Here is a 16,995-nt window from a genome sequence, read left to right on the forward strand (position 1 = left end):
ATGCAGCCCTTTGCCAAAGCGCTCCTTCTCGCCACCGCGATCCTCGCCGGGCCGATCCCAGCGCGGGCCGAGGCACCGACCGACCCGGCGCCGCCGGATTTCGCGCGATGCCTCGGTGAATTGAAGACGCTCGCCGAGGAGCGCGGCGTGCCGCGGACGGTGGCCGAGACGGCCCTGTCGGGGATCGCGCCCGATCCCTCGGTGGTGCCGGCGACCCAATCGCAGGCCGAGTTCGTCAAGCCGATCTGGGAGTATATCGAGGCGAGCGTCACGCCGGAGCGGATCGCGACAGGCCAAGCCAAGCTCGCCCAGTGGTCCGAGGTGCTGGGGCGGATCGAGGCGGCCTACGGCGTCGATCGGCACATTCTGGTCGCCTTCTGGGGCGTCGAGTCGAATTACGGGGCCGCCCTCGAAGGCTCCGGCATCCGTCCCGTCGTGCCGGCGCTGGCGACGCTGGCCTGCGGCGATCCCGCCCGGCCCGGCCTGTGGCGCGACGAACTCGTCGCGGCCCTGAAGATCCTCGGCGACGGCGATGCCGACGCGGAACGGATGCGCGGATCCTGGGCCGGCGCCATGGGCCACACCCAGTTCATGCCGACCGCGTTCCTGCGCCACGCGGTCGATTTCGACGGCGACGGCAAACGCGACATCTGGCACTCGGTGCCCGACGCGCTCGCCTCGACCGCCAACTTCCTGAAGCAGTCCGGCTGGCGCGCGGGCGAGGGCTGGGGCCTTGAGGTGCGCCTGCCCGACGGGTTCGACTACCGGCTCGCCGACGAGACCACCGAGCGGCCTTTCACCGAGTGGCAGACGCTCGGCCTCAAGCCGGCCAACGGCGCCTTTCCCGATGGTGCGGAGCGCGCCGCCGCCCTGCTGCTGCCGACGGGCGCGAAGGGGCCGGCCTTCCTGCTGGAACCGAACTTCCGGGTGATCCTGCGCTACAACACGGCGCTCGCCTACGCGCTGACCGTGGCGCATCTCTCCGACCGGCTGCGCGGCGCGCCCGGCTTCACCCGCGACTGGCCGCGGACCGACCGAATGCTCACGACGGAGGAGCGCACCGATCTGCAGACCCGGCTCGCCGCCCTCGGCCACCCGGTCGGCGGCGCGGATGGGAAGATCGGGCCGAAGACCCGTGCCGCGATCCGGGCCTTCCAGGAAGCCAAGGGCCTCGTCCCCGACGGCTATGCCGATGCCGCGCTGCTCGATCGGGTGCGGGCGACGAACGCGCCGGCCCCGTGAGCCGATGCGCGTCCTGCTGGTCCATTGCCATCCCCGCCGCGACAGCTTCAACGCGGCGCTGCGCGACACGGCCGCCGCCGCGCTCGAAGCGGCGGGCCACACGATCGAACGGCTCGATCTCTACGGAGCGGGTTTCGATCCGCGGCTGAGTGCGGAGGAACGGGGCGCCTATTACGAGGAGGGTGCCGAGCGGCCGGATCTCGCCGGCCACATCGCCGCCCTGCGCCGGGCCGAAGCTCTGGTCCTCGTCTACCCGACATGGTGGTTCGGACCGCCGGCCATGCTGAAAGGCTGGTTCGACCGGGTCTGGCTGCCGGGCGTGGCCTTCGCACTGGGCGGGGCGAAGGTGCTGCAACCACGCCTCACCAACATCCGAAGGATCGCCGTCGTGACGACCTACGGCTCGCCGCGCTGGCTGCTCTGGCTCGTCGGCTGGCCCGATTGGCGGCTGTTCCGCTTCGGCATCCGCCCGCTCTGCGCCCCGCGCTGCCGGCTCGACTGGATCGCGCTCACCGGCATGGATGGAGCCTCGGAGCCGATGCGCGCGCGTTTCATCGAGCGGGTTCGCCGACGGCTGTCGGCGTTCTGAGCCGTATCAACCGCCCGGGAAGCGCTCGAAGCTCGGCAACCGGTGCGCCTCCTCCATCCAGGCGACGCGCTCGGCCACCTGGATATGCGCCTGCGGCGGCAGGGCTTCGGGCGTGTCGAGGGTGCCTGTCTGCACGTCGATCATGCCCGGCAGCATCTGCTCGTTGACGTAGAACAGGCCCGTGCCGCACTTCCCGCAGAAATGCCGCCGTCCGTGCTCGGAGGAGGCGTAGACCGTGGGCTCGCCGGAGATCGTCACACGCGCGGCCGGCACCATCGCCCAGCCGACCATCGGCGCGCCGGAATGGCGCCGGCAATCCGAGCAGTGGCAGAGCGCGCTATGGGCCACCTCGGTCGGCATCTCGTAGGTGATGGCCCCGCAATGGCAGCGTCCCGTGAGCATGAAACCTCCTCGAATCGCGAAGCAGCGATGCGCCGGAGGATAGAGCATCGTCCCGAAGGAAGGGGTACCGGCGTTCGGAAAAACAGACGCTGCGAAGACGAAAGTCCGGGGCCCGATGAGGCCTCAGAATGCGAGAAGCCGCGGCAGCCCTCTTCCGGCTGCCGCGGCTCCCATACCGGACGAAGGACGCAGGACGGTGCGCCCTCCTGACCGGATCACTCAGCCGGCTGAAGGACCGGGGCAGGGGTCGCCTCGGCGACCGGCTTGCCACCCAGCGCGGCGTGAAGCTTGGCCTCGTCGACCTCACCTTCCCAGCGGGCGACGACGATGCAGGCCACCGCATTGCCGATGAAGTTGGTGAGGGCGCGGCATTCCGACATGAAGCGGTCGATGCCGAGGATCAGCGCCATGCCGACGACCGGCACGGAGGGGACGACGGCGAGCGTCGCGGCCAAGGTGATGAAGCCCGAGCCGGTCACACCCGCCGCGCCCTTCGAGGAGAGCATGGCGACGAGCAGCAGCAGAACCTGCTCGCCGAAGGTGATCGGGGTGTCGGTGGCCTGGGCGATGAAGAGCGCCGCCATCGTCATGTAGATGTTGGTGCCGTCGAGGTTGAACGAGTAGCCGGTGGGGACCACGAGGCCGACGACGGGGCGCGAGCAGCCGGCCTTCTCCATCTTGTCGATGAGCGAGGGCAGGGCCGATTCCGAGGAGGAGGTGCCGAGCACCAGCATCAGCTCTTCCTTGATGTAGCGGATGAGCTTGAGGATCGAGAAGCCGTTGTAGCGGGCGACCGCGCCGAGCACGCCGAGAACGAAGATCGCCGAGGTCAGGTAGAAGGCGCCGACGAGGTAGGCGAGGTTGGCGAGCGACGAGATGCCGTACTTGCCGATGGTGAAGGCCATCGCGCCGAAGGCGCCGATGGGGGCGACCTTCATGATGATGTTGACGACACCGAAGATCGCCTCCGACATCACCTTGATGATGTCGAGAACCGGCTTGCCGCGCTCGCCGAGGAAGGCGAGGCCGAAGCCGAACAGCACCGAGAAGAACAGAACCTGGAGGATCTCACCGCCCGCGAACGCACCGACGGCCGTCGTCGGGATGATGTTCATCAGGAAGTCGGCGATGTTCTGCTCCTTGGCCTTGCCGGCATAGGTCGCCACCGCCTTCGGATCGAGCGAGTTCGGGTCGATATGCAGGCCGTGGCCGGGCTGGAGCACGTTGGCGACGATGAGGCCGACGATCAGGGCCAGCGTCGAGAACGTGATGAAGTAGATGAGCGCCTTGCCGCCAACGCGGCCGACCTTCTCGAGATTGGTCATGCCGGCGATGCCGGAGACGACGGTGAGGAAGATCACCGGCGCGATGATCATCTTGACGAGCTTGATGAAGGCGTCGCCGAGCGGCTTCATGTCGGCGCCGAGCTTCGGGTAGAAATGCCCGAGGGCAATGCCGATGGCGACGGCGACCAGAACCTGGAAGTACAGCGTGCGATAGAGCGGCTTGGGTGCGGGCGGCGCGTGGGGCGCGGTCAAAGGGGACGGCACGGTGGCCATGGGCGTTGCTCCCTGTCGGACGGTGGATGGTCCGTCGGATCGGTTCGCCGAACGCCTCCCGAGGAGGATTCCGGTCCCGTCCGCTCTTGCTTTTGGCCTCGCGGCACACAGCTCTGCAGTTCAGTCATGGCTGCGTTACGATCAGGGAATGGCAACGGGCATGCCAAGCCAAAGGCGCCGGTAACTTTTTATTAAAGCACTGAAATGAATGATATTTCACGTTTTCACGCGCAAGGCGCCCGAATGCCTGTTGCGGTGATCCGCACGCGGGGCCCCGGATCGTTCCGGAGTTTCGCACTGGACGTGCCGCGGTGATCGTCGCCGCTCCGGTTTCCGCGAAAGATTACCGGCGCGCGCTCGTGGTGCTGGCGGGGCTCGCGGCTCTGTTGCTGTCGGGATGGCTCGGCGGGCGGGTGGCGGAACGGTGGGCGCTCGCCGATCTCAGACGTTCGGCCTCCTCGACGCTCGGACTCCAGGTCGCGGCGCTTCGGGCCGAGATGCAGACGCAGAGTTCGCTGCCGCTCGCGCTCGCCGCAGATCCCGAGATCTCCCGTGTGGTGGAACCCGCGCCCGAACGCGGTCTCGTGGAGGGGGTGAACGATCGCCTCGCACAGATCGCCGAGGCGACCGGTGCGGCCGTGATCTACGTGATCGGCGCCGACGGCGTGACGGTCGCCGCGAGCAACGCCACGGCCGAGAAAAGCTTCATCGGCCGCGACTATGGCTTTCGCCCCTATTTCAAGGAATCGATGGCGACCGGCTCCGGCTCGCAATTCGCCCTCGGCACCGTCAGCGGCCGGCCGGGGTACTATCTTGCTCGCCGGCTGCCCCGCGCGGCTGGGGTCGTCGTGGTCAAGATCGAGTTCGACGCGATCGAGGCCGCATGGCGCACGAGTCGCGAGAGCGTGTTCGTCACCGATGCCCGCGGCATCGTTCTGGTGGCGAGCGAGTCGAGCTGGCGCTTCAAGGCGCTGCGCACCGTCGATGACGCGGAGCGCAAGCGTATCCGCGAGGCGCTCGAATTCGGGGAGGCGCCGCTCTCGCCCCTGCCACTCTACGCCGATCCGGGTGCGGACGATCTGGTCCGGGTCGGCGGCAGCGCCAAGCCCGCTTGGCCGGCATTGATGCTCGACGCCCCGATACCCGGCACCGAATGGCGCCTCCACACCCTGACCCCGATCGCCGCCGCGGTTCAGCGCGAGCGGGCGCAGGGCCGGGTGATCGCCCTCCTGACGACGAGTCTCGCCTGGGCCGGGCTCGCCATGCTGATGGGAAGGCGGCGGCGGATGCGGACACGGCTCGCCGAGGCCGCCGCCCGGCGCGAGGAACTGGAAGCGCGGGTGGCCGAGCGCACGCACGCGCTCAGCGAGGCCAACCGGCAGCTTCTCGCCGAGATCGAGGAGCGCCGCCGCGCCGAGGCCGAGCGCGAGCGCCTCGGCCGTGAACTGGCCCAGGCCGGGCGGCTCGCGGCGCTCGGTCAATTCGCGGCCAGCATGGCCCACGAAATCAATCAGCCGCTCGCCGCGATCCGCTCCTATGCCGACAACACCGCGATTCTCGTGCGCCGCGGGCGCGTCGAGGATGCGGCGGAGAACGTCTCGGCGATCGGCCGGCTGACCGAGCGCATCGGCACCCTGACCCGCCAGCTCAAGGGCTTTGCCCGCCGCGCCTCGGGCCGGCGCGAGCCGGTGCGCCTCGCCGATATCGTCCGCGGAAGCCTCGAAGTCGTCTCCTGGCGCGCCGCGCAAGCCGGCATCGCCCTCGATGCGCCGCTTCCCGCACCCGATCTCGCCGTGCTCGGCAACGGGCCGCGCCTAGAACAGGTCGTCGTCAACCTGCTGCAGAACGCCCTCGACGCCGTGACCGGCCGCCCGGACCCGTCGATCGCCCTGGGGGTCGAGGCGAGCGAGGAGCGGATCGCGGTCGAGGTTGCCGACAACGGACCGGGGATCCCGGAAGCCGTGCGGGCGCAGGTGTTCGACCCGTTCTTCACCACGAAATCCGAAGGCCTCGGGCTCGGTCTGGCGATCTGCCGCGGCATCGTCGAGGAATGCGGCGGAACGCTCGGGCTGCGCTCGGGCGCCGACGGCACGACCTTCCGGATGGAGCTGACCCGCGCCCCCGCCCCGGCGGACGCGGCACAGGACAAGCGGAACGCAAAACCGGTCGGGAGCCTGGAGGCCATATGAGCAGCGAGCCGGACGGCGCGTCCGAGCGGATCGTCTTCATCGACGACGAGGAGGACGTGCGGCGCGCCAACCGCCAGAGCCTCGAACTCGATGGCTTCCAGGTCGAGACCTTCGAGGCGGGGGAACCCGCCCTCGCGGCGATCCGGGCCGAGCCACCGGGAGTGGTCGTCACCGACGTGCGCCTGCCGGGTCTCGACGGGCGCGCCCTGTTGGAGCGGATCCAGGCCGAGGACCCGGACCTGCCCGTGATCCTCATCACCGGGCACGGCGACATCTCGATGGCGGTCGCCGCGATGCGCTCGGGCGCCTACGATTTCCTCGCCAAGCCCTACCCGGCCGAAGCGCTGATGGGTTCGGTGCGTCGCGCCCTCGACCGCCGCCGGCTCGTTCTGGAGAACCGCAGGCTCGTCGCCCGGCTCGACGCGGCGATCGAGGAGGATCCCGCCTTCCTCGGCATCTCGCCGCAAATCGTGCGCCTGCGCCGCCTCGTTCGCGACGTGGCCGGCGCCGACGTCGACGTACTCGTGCTCGGGGAGACGGGCTCCGGCAAGGAGGTGGTGGCCAACGCCCTCCACCGATGGAGCCGGCGCGCCTCGAAGAACTTCGTCGCGATGAATTGCGGCGCGCTGCCCGACAGCGTGGTGGAGAGCGAACTCTTCGGCCACGAGGCCGGCGCCTTCACCGGGGCGCTCAAGCGCCGTGTCGGACGCATCGAGCACGCCCAGGGCGGCACGCTGTTCCTCGACGAGATCGAGAGCATGCCGCTGGCGCTTCAGGTGAAGCTGTTGCGGGTGCTGCAGGAGCGGGTGGTCGAGCCGCTGGGCACCAACGAGCGGCGGCCGATCGATATGCGGGTCGTCTCGGCCACGAAGGTCGATCTCGGCCAGGAGGCCGCTGCCGGCACGTTCCGCGACGACCTCTACCACCGGCTCAACGTCGTCACGGTCGTGATCCCGCCCCTGCGGGAGCGGCGCGAGGACATTCTGCTGCTGTTCCAGCACTTCCTGGCCCGCGCCGTCGCCCGGTTCGGCCGCGAGGCGCCGCCCGTGACGGCGGCGATGCGCGACCACCTCCTGCGCCATTCCTGGCCCGGCAACGTGCGCGAACTCGATCATTTCGCCGAACGCTGCGCGCTGGGCCTCTCCGGCCAAGCCGCCCCGGAGGCGGCGCCGACGGCGGTTCTCAGCCTGTCCGATCAGGTCGAGCGGTTCGAGCGCGGGCTGATCCGCGAGGAGCTGATCATGGCCGGCGGCGACGTGCGATTGGCCGCCGAGTCCCTCGGCGTTCCGCGCAAGACCCTCTACGACAAGATCGCCCGCTACGGCCTCGCGCCGACCGATTTCCGCTGAACGCGGCGAGACCTCACGCGACCGCGGCCCGCGGCGTCGGACACACACGGTCGCGGCCGGTCCGCTTGGCCTCGTAGAGCGCGCGGTCGGCCCGCTCGATCACGTCGCGGGCGGCTTCGCCCGGCCGGTACTGTGCGACGCCGGCCGAGATCGTGACCTGTGCCACGACATCGCCGGTGCCGCGCTTGACCAGCCGCTGACCCCGCAGCCGGGCGCAGATCTGCTGAGCGAGCGCGACGCCGGCACCGATGCCGGCCTCGCCGAGCACGATCGCGAATTCCTCGCCGCCGTAGCGCGCGGCGAGGTCGCGATCCGTCGTCTTCGCGCTGAGCAGCCGTCCGACGAGGCGCAGCACCTGATCGCCGAAGCGGTGGCCGTGCCGGTCGTTGAGACCCTTGAAGTGGTCGATGTCGAGCATGAGCAGCGAGAAGGTGCTGCCGGAATCGCTCCGGGTCCGGGCGATCGAGTCGCGCAGGAACCCGTCGAAGGCCTTGCGGTTGGCAAGCCCCGTCAGCGCATCGGTCGCCGCCGCGCGCTGCGTCTCGACGAGATCCCGGTGCAGCTTGGCGATGTGGGCGGCGGAGGCCGAGAGCTGGTCCTCCAGCAACTGGTTGCGGGTCTGCGCCTGCTCGGTCTCGCCGATCAGGGCGACGAGCGCCGTCATCAGCTCATCGGCGGTCGGACGCGCATTCAGGCGGCCGGACCAATGGGTCAGGGCATCACCATAGCCGGCGAGCGCCCTCCGGCTGCCTGCGACGCGCTCTGCCAGGGTACCGGCCGCCTCTGCCAGCCGCCCCGCTCCATCGAGCACGGAGGCCTCCGTCGCAGTCCCGGCGATGCAGGTGTCGTAGAGCGCGCTCGCCTGCTCCTCGCTCAGCGTCCCACCGGGGGCGAGACAGGGCGCGAGGCGTTCGCTCAGCGGCGGATTGGCGCCGGTGAAGAAGGTGTGCAGCAATTCATAGTTCCGCGGGGAGGGCGGCAGCGCATGCTGCCGCAGCGCCTCCCAAGCCCGTTGCGCGGGAGCCAGAGTGCGGTCGAGGTCCGGATCCGCCTGCTGCATCTGTCCCGGCATCAACGCCTCTAGCCCTCGGAGTCACGGCGGGAGGGATAGCCGGTTACTGTTAAATTTCAGTCTTTCGCATCGACGCGCCGGTTCGCTCTCCGCTTGAGACTGATGCCGATCCGTCCTCGACAGGTGCCACCCGCCGACCGTCCTCGCGCATCGGCTCAGGCTGCCACCCGCCCCGCGACAAGGGCCATGGCCTGCGCGGCGGGCAGCGGCCGGCCGAGCAGGAAGCCCTGCACCTCGGTGCAGCCCTTGCGCCGCACCCGCGCCAGCTGCTCCTCCGTCTCCACGCCCTCGGCGGTGATGGTCATGCCGAGGCGCTCGCCCAAGCCCACCACCGCGCGAACCACCGCCGCCGCTACGGGCTCATCGATGTCGCGGATGAAGGAGCGATCGATCTTGATCTTGTCGAAGGGGAACCGGCAGAGGTAGCTCAGGGACGAGTAGCCCGTGCCGAAATCGTCGAGCGCGATCCGCACGCCCATGGCACGCAGGCGGTGGAGAGAGCCGATCACGGCGTCCGAATCCTGCATCAGCACGCTTTCGGTGATCTCCAATTCGAGCCGCCCGGCCGGCAAGCCCGAGGCTGCGAGCGCGCGCATGACGCTCTGCTCCAGCCCGGACTTGCGGAACTGCACCGCCGAGACGTTGACGGCGACCCGCAGATCGCCCGGCCAGGAGGCCGCCTCGCGGCAGGCCGCGTGCAGCGCCCAGGCGCCGAGTTGGGTAATGAGGCCGCTCTCTTCCGCCAACGGGATGAAGGCCGCCGGCGAGATCGGCCCGCGCAGGGGATGATTCCAGCGCAGCAGTGCCTCGAAGCCCTGCGGCGCACCGTCCGCGAGGGCGAAGATCGGTTGGTAATGCAGCGCGAACCCGCCGGAACGGATCGACTCGCGCATGTCGATTTCCAGGAGGTTGCGGGTCGCGACCGCGAGAGCCATCCCGCTCTCGTACAAACGGAAGGTGTTGCGCCCGGAATCCTTGGCCCGGTAGAGTGCGATGTCGGCGTTCATGAACAGGGTATCGGCGCTGTCGCCGTGCTTCGGCCAGACCGCCACGCCGATGCTGACGCCGACGGTGGTGGCGCGGCCGCCGAGATCGACCGGCCGCCCGGCGGCCTGGATCAGCCGGCGGGCGACGGCGGCGATGCGGCGAGGTTTACCCCTGCTGGGCAGGATGATGGCGAACTCGTCCCCGCCGAGCCGAGCCACCACGTCGTCCTCGCGCAGAGCACCGCGGAGACGGCCCGCGACGACGCGGAGCAAGGCGTCGCCCGCGGGATGGCCGAAGGTGTCGTTGACCGCCTTGAAGCGGTCGAGGTCGCAGCACAGCACCGCCACCCAGCCGCCGTCCCGCCGGGCCCCCTCGATCTCGCGGCTCAAAGTTTCCTGGAACAGCCGGCGGTTGGGCAGCCCGGTCAACGCGTCGTGGCGGGCCATGTGCTCGATCAGCGCCTGGGCGCGCTTGCGCTCCGTCGCATCGGCGACGGTGCCCTCAAACCAGATCGGCCGACCCGCCGCGTCGCGCACGACCCAGGCGGTCTCGGCGACCCAGATGCGTTCTGCGCCGACGTGACGGCGCACCTCGGACACGAAGTCCTCGACATGGCCCTCCGTCTCCAGACATTCCAGGAAGGCGGCATGCCGGTCCGGCTCGACATACCAATCGTGGTTGAAGCCCTCGCCCGGCACGAGCCCGGCGTCATAGCCGTGCAGCCGGGCCAGCGCCCGGTTGGCCTGGACGATGCCGCCGTCGAGCCTGGCGCGGTAGACGCCGATCACCGCGTTCTGGAACAGAGACTGGTAGTCGGCCTCGGCCGAGCGCAGAGCCGCCTCGCCCTGTCGGCGCTCGGTCAGGTCGGTATAGGTGCAGACGAGGCCGCCGGAGGCCATCGGCGCGAGCCGCGTCTCCAGGATCGTCCCATTGGGCCGCGTGCCCTCGTAACCCTGAATCCCGGGCGGCGGTGTCCCCCGTTCTAGCCATTCCCGGGCTTCGGGCGGGGCATTACCGAACTCGCCGCGTTGCGCGAGGTGACGCCGGACCGCCTCGAAGGACGCGCCCTCGTGCAGAACCTCGTCCGACAGGTCGAGGAGGGCGCGGGCGCGCTGGTTGTGGACTTGGACCCGATCGTCCGGGCCGATCATCACGAGGCCTTGGTCCATCGCTTCGAGCGCGGCCCGCATCGCCTCGCCGGTCTCGCGCAAGCGCCGCTCGGAGCGGTCCATGTCGGTGACGTCGAGGCAGACGCCGAAGATCGAGACGAGGCGGCCCACGTCATCGTATTCGCCGATCCCGTAAACGGCCACCACCCGCATCTCGCCATCGGGACGAAGGAGGCGGGAGCGATGCTCGTATCCGCCCCCCAGGGTCCGGCTGCGGCCCGCGAGCGCCTCGTCCATGGCGGCCCGGACGCCTTCGCGCTCATCCGGGTGGTAGAAGCCAAGATGAGTATGGAGCGGCAGCGTCGCGCGTTCGGCGTTGCGCCCGAAGATGCGGGCGATCCCGTCCGACCACGCGATGGTGCGGGTGGCGGCATCGATCCGCCAATGGCCGAAGGCGGCGATCTGCTCGGCCATGGCGTGGGCCGCCTCGATCGCCCGCAGGCGCGCCTCCCATTCAACGAGATGCGCCTCCGCCCGGCGAAGCTCCGCAGCCTCCCGCGGCGCGTCCTGGACGGGTGCGGCAGCTCCACGGTCGCGGCGTGGCACGGGACGGGACGCGGACATCGCTTGGCTCCCCCGCAAGCGCTCGGCCGAGGCCGGCGCCCGAGGCTGGTGGGGTCAGCGAAGCTTCGCAGCTTGAAGTTAAAGGAGATTGGATACGTCGAGACAATTTCCGGAAGGCTTTTCGTTCTCGCGCTCCTCAGCGCGCGAACCGCGAATTGCCTTACCGGAGATCCGATGGCCGCCGGGCGACCATCGAACCACCATTCGCCGTGACGACGCGAATTCCGATGAGGCTTAGTGTCTCTCACGAAACTCCCGCCGCGCTGTCATCGCCAGAGCGAGAACGGTCAGAGACCGGGAGTTTTGTGAGGCACTCTTCGCGCGACCGCCGGCTCTACTCGATACCGAGCTTGTCCTTCAGCAGCGCGTTGACGGCGGCCGGATTAGCCTTGCCGCCGGTCGCCTTCATGGTCTGGCCGACGAACCAGCCGAGCAGGGTCGGCTTGGCCTTGGCCTGCTCGACCTTGTCGGGGTTGGCGGCGATGATCGCGTCCACCGCGGCCTCGATGGCGCCGGTATCGGTGACCTGCTTCATGCCGCGGGCCTCGACGATCGCGCGCGGGTCGCCGCCCTCGGACCAGACGATCTCGAACAGGTCCTTGGCGATCTTGCCCGAGATCACGCCGTCGCCGATCAGATCGACGATGGTGCCGAGCTGCTCGGCGGAGACGGGCGTGTCCTCGATGCTGCGCCCCTCCTTGTTGAGGCGGCCGAACAGCTCGTTGATGACCCAGTTCGCGGCGGCCTTGCCGTCGCGCCCGCGGGCCACCGCCTCGAAGTAATCGGCCGAGGCCCGCTCGGCGACGAGCACGCCGGCATCGTAGGCGCTGAGGCCGAAATCCTTGATGAAGCGCGCCTTCTTGGCGTCCGGCAGTTCCGGCAGGCCCGCGGCCAGCGCATCGACGTAGGCCTGATCGAATTCGAGCGGCAAGAGGTCGGGATCGGGGAAGTAGCGATAGTCGTGCGCCTCTTCCTTCGAGCGCATCGAGCGGGTCTCGCCCTTGGCCGGGTCGTAGAGGCGCGTCTCCTGATCGATCTTGCCGCCGTCCTCCAAGATCGCGATCTGGCGGCGCGCCTCGGTCTCGATGGCCTGACCGATGAAGCGGATCGAGTTGACGTTCTTGATCTCGCAACGCGTGCCGAGCGGCTCGCCGGGGCGGCGCACGGAGACGTTCACGTCGGCGCGAAGGCTCCCCTTCTCCATGTCGCCGTCGCAAGTGCCGAGATAGCGCAGGATCGTGCGCAGCTTGGTCACGTAGGCCCTGGCCTCCTCGGACGAGCGCAGATCGGGCCGGGAGACGATCTCCATCAGCGCCACGCCGGAGCGGTTGAGATCGACGAAGCTCTTGGTCGGATCCTGATCGTGAAGGGACTTGCCGGCATCCTGTTCGAGGTGCAGGCGCTCGATGCCCACCGTGATCGACTCACCCTCGGGCAGATCGACCAGCACCTCGCCCTCGCCAACGATCGGGTCCTTGTACTGCGAGATCTGGTAGCCCTGCGGCAGGTCCGGATAGAAGTAGTTCTTCCGGTCGAACACCGAGCGGAGGTTGATCTGGGCCTTGAGCCCGAGGCCTGTGCGCACGGCCTGGGCAACGCATTCCTCGTTGATGACCGGCAGCATGCCGGGCATGGCCGCATCGACCAGCGAGACGTGGTCGTTGGGCTCGCCGCCGAAGGCGGTCGAGGCGCCGGAGAACAGCTTGGAGCGGCTCGTGACCTGGGCGTGGATCTCCATGCCGATCACGACCTCCCAATCGTGGAGGCCGCCTTTGATGAGCTTCTTCGGATCGACGCGCTCGGTCATTCTCTTCGACTTCAGTGCCGGCGCCGCCGGATCGGCGCCTGTCCGAGTGTGTAGGGAGCCCGTGCCGGACGGGTCAAGCGGGCGGAGCAACCAGCACGGGGCAATCCCTCGAAGCCGCATCAGCGGTTTCGCGGCGCGAAGAGCGGGCTCGTCAGGTCGCCCGTCGCGATGAGCATCGAGCGGAGCGAGAGCCTGAGCCCGGGAAGGCGGGCGCGGGCGATCGAGGCCGGCAAAAACGCGGAGTGATCGCTTCAGGCGATGGCCCCGGCGGCGGCGGCCGGCCGCTGCGCGGCGAGCGTTACGGCCGGGCCGTTCACGAAGTCGGGGTCGTCGGCGATGATCGTCGTCTCGGTCAGCCCGTGATGGGCGAGCACCCGGATCAGATCGGGTCGCTCGATCCAGCGGGTCCGGCCCCGGTTGCCCCCCCAGAAGGTGGCGAGCCCGCGGTCGCGATAAGTCAGTTCGTGCAGGGTGAGGCGCAATCCCTCGTGCTCGACGGCGCGCGGCACGTGGCGGCGCAGACGCGGCTGCGAGGCGTAGTAATGCGTCCAGATGAACAACCGGTCGGAGCGCGCGGCGGCGAGCCGGATCAGTTCGAGCGGGTCGAGCATGTGATAGAGGATGCCGCAGGCGAAGATCAGGTCGTAGCGCGGCCCCGGAGCGGCGAGGTGCCGGCTGACGTCGCCGAGCAGGAAGGTCGAGCGGTTCAGGCCGGCGATGTTCTTGACGATGAGCGACTTGAGGAAGGCCTCCGAGTTCGAGGATGTCGTAGCCGTCGAAGCGCCCGTCGCGCCCGAGGATCTCGGCTGCCTGGCGCGGGCGCGGATCGGCCCGGAAGCCCGGAAGCCCGCCGCCCACCGGCAGATCGGGCACGAGTTCGCTGAGATCGCTCGCCCAGCGCCCGTCGAACAGGTCGTAGGCGTTGCGGTGGCTGGGTGTGGAGGTGAGGAAGACCCGCTTCATGCAAGCCCCAATATCGCGCCTGAAGCCGGCTTCAAATCACGGGCACGCCGCGCAGCTTGGCCTGATCGCCCGGCTCGACATGGATCACCACGACCGCCCCCTCGATCCCCGCTTCGATCACCCCCTCAAGCCGGTCGCAGATCGCGTGGGATTCGAACACGGTCATCTCGCCCGGCACGACGAGGTGGAAGTCGATGAAAGTGGCGCTGCCGGCATGGCGGGTGCGCACGTCGTGGGCCTCCAGGGCGCCCTCGCTGTGAGCCGAGATCAGGGCGCGGATGCGCGTGACCATCTCGGGCGAGGCCGCCTGATCCATCAGGCCGTTGACCGAATCGCGCACCATCGTCCAGCCCGACCAGAGGATGTTGAGAGCGACGAGGCCCGCCACCACGGGATCGAGCACCGGCGTTCCCGTGGCGAGGACGAAGCCGAGGCCGAGGAGCACGCCGCCCGACGTCACCACGTCGGCGAGGATGTGGCGGGCATCGGCCAACAGGGCGGGCGAGCGCAGCCGCCGGCCGCGCCGGAACAGCATCATCGCCCAGACCGCGTTGATGACCGTAGCGACGCCGTTGACGGCCAGACCGAGCGCGGGCGCGTCGAGGGGCTTCGGGTCGAGGATGCCGAAATACGCCTCGCGCAGGATCAACAGGGCGGCGACAATGACGAGCGCCCCCTCGATCACCGCGGAGAAATACTCCGCCTTGTGGTGGCCGTAGGGGTGATCCTCGTCGGCCGGCTGCGCGGCGACGCGCACGGCCAGGAACGCGCAGGCCGCGGCCACGACGTTGATGATGCTCTCCAGCGCATCGGAATAGAGCGCGAGGCTGCCGGTGAGCCAGTAGGCGGTGAATTTCAGCGCCGTGACGAGCACGCCCACGGCGGCGCTCGCCAGGGCGGCCTTTTCGGTTCCTGTCATGCAGCTCAAGGGGGCGGGGAGGGGACGGCTCCGCCCTTACGATCCGTGGCCCCGGAAGGCCACGGCAAAGGTTTTAGCTCGGGCTATCGCCGTCCCGATCGGGCGCCCGCGCCGATGCGGGCAGGCGGCCGCGGGCGACCTCCTTGGCACGGCTGCGTTCGGCTTTCTCGCGGGCGCGCTGCGCCCTGCGGGCATAGTTGCGGCTGATCCAGCCGAAGCTCGCCCGCGCCGACAGCTCGTCGAAGCGAGCGGCTTCCCGCTCCCAGTAGCGCAGGAGCTGCGCGTCGAGGGTCTCGTGCGGGGCGCGTCTGCCGGTTTCGGTCGTGGTTTCGGTCGTGGTTTCGGTCATGGCGCGAAGATTCCTGTGGCCGGCAGCACGGCTCACGCCTCCGGCGCGGGCGGCGTGTCGGTCTCCTCGACAACCAGCGCCTCCGCATCGCCCCGGAAACTGCCGGGTCCGACATCGCCGGTGGGATGGCCCGGCGTGCCGAAGGGCTCGCTCGGATAGGCTTCCTCGAAGCGGCGGCGGGCGTCGTCCGCGTTTTCGGCCTTGAGGGTGATCCTCGGCGTTTCCGGAAGCGGCCAGCGCGGGTCGGCGGGATCCCGTGGGCTCAAGGCAAACCATTTCATTGTGGGCAGCGTCCTGCATCGAATCGGGGCTTCAACGCGCGAACGGGCGCCTCGGCTGCACCACATTCAGGCCGGTCCACATTCTTTCAGGTAGTGCGCCGCTTCATCCCAATCGGCCGCGCCGGCCGCGAGGCCGACATACCCGTCGGGGCGCACCAGATGCAGGCGCCCCGGCTCGGGGTTCGTTCGCGGTGCGGGCTGAACCAGACCGGGGAAGCGGGCGGCGAGGGCCGTCCCACGCTCGGCATCCGCCGCGTAGAGGACGAAGCGCGGGTCGGTGCCCGCGCCCGGCGGTGGGCCGGCCGCATCCTCCGGCCGCCAGCGCCGGCCGGCGCCGGGCCCGACCGAGAGCGGAGAGGCGGGATAGCCGATCGCGATCTCGCTCATCGTCGCCGCCATCAGGCGCCGCACGGCGTGAAAGCCGAGGAGCCCATGCAGGGCGCGGTTGCGGACGGCCTGAGCGAGGGGATGGGTGAGCGTCGCCAGGGCGGTGAGCCGCCCGGCATTGCGCAGAACCATCTCGCCGACGGCGTTGCGCTCCGAACTGTAGCTGTCGAGGAGCCTCGGCACGGCGGCGCCGCGCCGGACCAGGGCGAGTTTCCAGGCGAGGTTCACCGCGTCGTGCATGCCGGTGTTCATGCCCTGGCCGCCGGCCGGGCTGTGGATATGCGCGGCATCGCCCGCCAGGAACACGCGGCCCCGACCGTATTCCGAGACCTTTCGCTCATGGATGCGGAAGCGGCTGAGCCAAACCGGATCCGACACCCGGATGCCGGGCCCGGCCCGTGCGGCGACCAGGGCCTGCACCTCGGCCAGCGTCGGATCGGGCCTCGGCCGCCCGTCCGCGCGTCCGACCGTGGCGACCACCCGCGCCCGGCCGCCGGGAATCGGGAAGATCACGAACGGACCGTCCCGGTGGAGATAGACCGCGATCGCGTCGCCGGGCGGGGCCCCCGCGCCGTCGAGGCGGAGGTCGGCGAGCAGCCACTCGTCACCCTGCGCCGTGCCGCGGAAGGGCAGGCCGAGCCCGTGGCGCACGGCGCTGTGGGCGCCGTCACAGCCGATCAGAAAGGCTGTCGCCACCCGCTCCTCGCGCCCGTCGGCGTGGGAGAGCCGTGCCTCCACCCCGTCGGGCGTCTGCGCAAAGCCCGTGAGTTCGACCTCGCGCTCGACCGTGACTCCGAAGCTGCGCAGATGCTCGGCCAGCAGCCGCTCGGTGTCGCTCTGCGGAATCATCAGCCCGAAGGCGTAGGGGCTGGCGATGTCGGAGAAGTCCGGGCCGCCGAGCACCCGTCCGCCGCCGCGCAGGGTCGCGCCGCGGGCGCGCAAACCCGCCGCGAGGAAGGCCTCGGTGCAGCCCATCCGGTCCATCAATTCGAGGGTGCGCGACCAGACGACGAGCGCCTTGGAGGTCTGCGTCGCTTGGCGAGCGCGGTCGATCAGCCGGACGCCGACGCCGTAGCGCGTCAGTTCGCAGGCGAGCGTCAGGCCGACCGGCCCGGCGCCGACGATCAGGACGTCCGACACATGCACCGCCTCTGCCCTGCCGACCGG

At 69.9% G+C, this 16,995-nt stretch carries 14 protein-coding genes; 4 read left to right on the top strand and 10 right to left on the bottom strand.

What is annotated here, in order from left to right:
• Both Y590_RS14340 and Y590_RS14345 read left to right on the top strand, forming a co-directional pair.
• Positions 1–1,242, top strand: a complete 1,242-nt coding sequence (locus Y590_RS14340; protein WP_060770445.1) for a lytic murein transglycosylase — start codon at positions 1–3, stop codon at positions 1,240–1,242.
• A gap of 4 nt (positions 1,243–1,246) precedes the next feature.
• On the top strand, positions 1,247–1,831 hold the full coding sequence (locus Y590_RS14345; protein ID WP_060770446.1) for an NAD(P)H-dependent oxidoreductase: 585 nt from the start codon (positions 1,247–1,249) through the stop codon (positions 1,829–1,831).
• Between the two features lie 6 nt (positions 1,832–1,837).
• Here Y590_RS14345 and Y590_RS14350 read toward each other — a convergent pair whose 3' ends face one another.
• Positions 1,838–2,233 (bottom strand): GFA family protein, encoded by a 396-nt coding sequence (locus Y590_RS14350; protein ID WP_060770447.1) that lies wholly within the window; start codon positions 2,231–2,233, stop codon positions 1,838–1,840.
• Positions 2,234–2,448: 215 nt separating this feature from the next.
• A complete protein-coding gene (locus tag Y590_RS14355) occupies positions 2,449–3,792 on the bottom strand; it encodes a dicarboxylate/amino acid:cation symporter (protein WP_060770448.1) in 1,344 nt (447 codons plus the stop codon).
• 311 nt (positions 3,793–4,103) lie between these two features.
• On the opposite strand from Y590_RS14355, the gene Y590_RS14360 reads away from it, so the two are divergent.
• Both Y590_RS14360 and Y590_RS14365 read left to right on the top strand, forming a co-directional pair.
• A complete protein-coding gene (locus tag Y590_RS14360; protein WP_060770449.1) occupies positions 4,104–5,981 on the top strand; it encodes a sensor histidine kinase in 1,878 nt (625 codons plus the stop codon).
• Positions 5,978–7,330: a sigma-54-dependent transcriptional regulator gene (locus Y590_RS14365; RefSeq protein ID WP_060770450.1), complete on the top strand. Its 1,353-nt coding sequence runs from the start codon at positions 5,978–5,980 to the stop codon at positions 7,328–7,330. Before Y590_RS14360 ends, Y590_RS14365 begins: the two co-directional genes overlap by 4 nt.
• Positions 7,331–7,343: 13 nt before the next feature.
• Here the strand turns inward: Y590_RS14365 and Y590_RS14370 are convergent, their stop codons facing one another.
• From Y590_RS14370 to Y590_RS14405, 8 genes are all read right to left on the bottom strand, one after another.
• Positions 7,344–8,402, bottom strand: coding sequence for a GGDEF domain-containing protein (locus tag Y590_RS14370; RefSeq protein ID WP_060770451.1), 1,059 nt, complete (start codon positions 8,400–8,402; stop codon positions 7,344–7,346).
• A 155-nt stretch (positions 8,403–8,557) separates the two neighbouring features.
• On the bottom strand, positions 8,558–11,122 hold the full coding sequence (locus Y590_RS14375; protein ID WP_286161747.1) for a sensor domain-containing protein: 2,565 nt from the start codon (positions 11,120–11,122) through the stop codon (positions 8,558–8,560).
• A 334-nt stretch (positions 11,123–11,456) separates the two neighbouring features.
• Positions 11,457–12,929 (bottom strand): Asp-tRNA(Asn)/Glu-tRNA(Gln) amidotransferase subunit GatB, encoded by a 1,473-nt coding sequence (gene gatB / locus Y590_RS14380; RefSeq protein ID WP_060770452.1) that lies wholly within the window; start codon positions 12,927–12,929, stop codon positions 11,457–11,459.
• A gap of 251 nt (positions 12,930–13,180) precedes the next feature.
• Positions 13,181–13,540: a hypothetical protein gene (locus Y590_RS27350; RefSeq protein WP_286161748.1), complete on the bottom strand. Its 360-nt coding sequence runs from the start codon at positions 13,538–13,540 to the stop codon at positions 13,181–13,183.
• 383 nt (positions 13,541–13,923) lie between these two features.
• Positions 13,924–14,811, bottom strand: a complete 888-nt coding sequence (locus Y590_RS14390) for a cation diffusion facilitator family transporter (RefSeq protein WP_060770453.1) — start codon at positions 14,809–14,811, stop codon at positions 13,924–13,926.
• Positions 14,812–14,884: 73 nt separating this feature from the next.
• Positions 14,885–15,160, bottom strand: a complete 276-nt coding sequence (locus tag Y590_RS14395; protein ID WP_060770454.1) for a hypothetical protein — start codon at positions 15,158–15,160, stop codon at positions 14,885–14,887.
• Between the two features lie 32 nt (positions 15,161–15,192).
• On the bottom strand, positions 15,193–15,441 hold the full coding sequence (locus Y590_RS14400; protein ID WP_060770455.1) for a hypothetical protein: 249 nt from the start codon (positions 15,439–15,441) through the stop codon (positions 15,193–15,195).
• A gap of 66 nt (positions 15,442–15,507) precedes the next feature.
• Positions 15,508–16,968, bottom strand: coding sequence for an FAD-dependent monooxygenase (locus Y590_RS14405; protein ID WP_060772300.1), 1,461 nt, complete (start codon positions 16,966–16,968; stop codon positions 15,508–15,510).
• Positions 16,969–16,995: the final 27 nt, after the last annotated feature.

The organism is Methylobacterium sp. AMS5, from assembly GCF_001542815.1.
Taxonomy (GTDB): domain Bacteria; phylum Pseudomonadota; class Alphaproteobacteria; order Rhizobiales; family Beijerinckiaceae; genus Methylobacterium.